This window comes from Candidatus Aegiribacteria sp. (assembly GCA_021108005.1).
In the GTDB taxonomy this organism is placed as follows: Bacteria; Fermentibacterota; Fermentibacteria; order Fermentibacterales; family JCC-6; genus Aegiribacteria.
Map to the genome: position 1 here is coordinate 1 of JAIORS010000111.1, position 2,107 is coordinate 2,107.

Annotated in this window: 2 protein-coding genes; both read right to left on the bottom strand. The window is 45.8% G+C overall.

Features of this window, described 5'->3' with window-relative positions; genetic code table 11:
- The coding region (locus K8S15_06590) for a hypothetical protein (GenBank protein ID MCD4775707.1) at positions 1–404 on the bottom strand (404 nt) is incomplete at its 3' end.
- A gap of 156 nt (positions 405–560) precedes the next feature.
- Positions 561–1,868 carry a hypothetical protein gene (locus tag K8S15_06595; GenBank protein ID MCD4775708.1) on the bottom strand — a complete coding sequence of 436 codons (1,308 nt, stop codon included), beginning with the start codon at positions 1,866–1,868 and terminating at the stop codon, positions 561–563.
- Positions 1,869–2,107: the final 239 nt, after the last annotated feature.

Here is a 2,107-nt window from a genome sequence, read left to right on the forward strand (position 1 = left end):
CTTTTGATTCCGGGGTTCAGTATACCTTCATGTGTTGTGTCGATATTGAAATCAGCATCCAGGTTCCTTACAACCGTGACCGTGCATATCCCCATTTCAGGGTCGTTCTCGTGAATGATCTCAAGTGAGCTTTCAGTGTTCAATTCCCTCCACCAGTGCTCGGGAAACTCGTAGTCTTTCCCGTCCCCGCCGCTTTCCCCCTCTGCATCAAGGGGACTCATGCTGACGTAACCGTTATATCTCAGAAGGGTCTGAATGTTCTCCGAGTCGGAGACTTCCCCCGAAGGGTCCTGAATGCACCCGCACGCAAGAACCAGTACCGCTACCGCTGCCACTGTTCCAAGAAGCTTTTTCATTTCGCTCCTCCTTTCTGTTGTTTCCATATTTACCGAAAGTGTTTTCATGTCGCGCCTCCTTTCTTCCGGTAATATTCTGAGGAGCAATTGCAAACAGAGTATTGTCTCTATGTAACAGATTGTAACAGAAAATGGTGCCGGGGCTAACATCTAAACATTTTGTCTGTTTAAATGTTAGCCCCGATACCTTAAACGCTTATTGAATTACCTGAAACTTATTTCAGCACCAAGACCAAAATACCAGACTTTCTTGTTATAGGTGCAATTTTCAAATGATTCGGACCCATGCGCCTCGTCGTAAATATTGTGTCCTCCGGCTAAGGTAAAGGCAAAATCCTCATTAACCGAATAGCGAATTCCTCCACCTATGCAGTGACAGTCAAGATTGTACTCAAGGTCGCTGAAAGTGTCCTCGCTTCCTCCCAGATCACTACGAAGATACGCGAGCCCTCCGAGTATCCTGGGGGAAATCTGATAATCTATTCCGATTCCTATATCAAAACCGTTTTTGTAATCATTATCAAGGCCATTGAGTGAATCTTCAGCGGCATCTTCAACGAAGTAATAGTTGAATGTCGTACTCAGCTTGAATTTGGGTGAAAAGCGATACGAAATTCCCCCGGCCAATATGGCTGGAAGATCTCTTCTCTGCTTAAAGCCTTCGACAGAAAAACTGGAATCGGGAAGCGGTACAGGATTCCAGCCATTCTCGCCAACACCTGTCTTGAATTCCAGATTAGTGCGGGTTTCGTACCGCAGAGCGATATTAAGGTTTTCAACTGGAACTACATCAACACTTACTATCCCATTGAATCCATTTGCTGTTTTTTCAACGTCCAGAGTACGGCTTGATGTTTCAACCGGTACAGGTGTTCCTGTGGAATCAGGAAAGAATATTACGAAATCAGCCTGGCCATCGTAGGTCTTCCTGGCTGAAGTGTAACGACCTGCGAGAGAAAAGGAGAACATGTCATTTATCGCATAGGAAGCTCCCGCTGTACCCGCGAGATACTGCGAAGAAGCTTTAATATTGCCTTCATTCATTACAGCGAAGTAGTACGGGCTTCCATGCATCGCCTGTTGATATCCCGTCTCGAGCAGGGACATCGCATAGATACCATCCTTGTAATCAAGGGCTCCCCCTCCGGCGGGAACAGTGAAGGCGCCAAAAACGGCCCAATCACCTGTTCTATAAACAACATGCAGGTCGGGATAAAGCAGTGTGGGCTCGTTTGATTCGTAAGTTATCACTGAAGTTGTATCCCAGAAGGGAACAGCGTCTATGGTGTAATCCTTCAAGAAAAACTCGTTGCCGAAACATATATGGAAACCCTCTTCAAGGAACACCAGTCCAGCCGGATTGTAACTGATAAGGTCAGCACCATCCGTAGCCGAATTACGCGCAAAATTTCTGAAATAGTTAACACTTCTATTTGTAAGATAGTCGATATTACCGGCATAGGTAATTCCGAAACAAAGTGTTACAAGAAGTACAATCACTATGATTCTCATATATTCCCCCTTAAATTGTATTACTGCTGATTGGTCATACAGCCGTATTTCCGAATATTACTTAGATTATTAAGAGAGATGAAAGCATCGTCCAGTTTAAGGGAAAGGGATAATTTCGTTTGCGGTCCATTCCGGACAATTTCGTAAGTGCCGCAAGTGGCGTCCGACCCCGTTATCTCTGGCGGTCCGGACGAGACTCGAACTCGCAACTTCCGGCGTGACAGGCCGGTGCTCTAGCC

Coding starts and splice junctions, on each gene's coding strand:
- K8S15_06595 (MCD4775708.1), bottom strand. CDS start 1,868: ATGAGAATCATAGTGATTGTACTTCTTGTAACACTTTGTTTCGGAATT.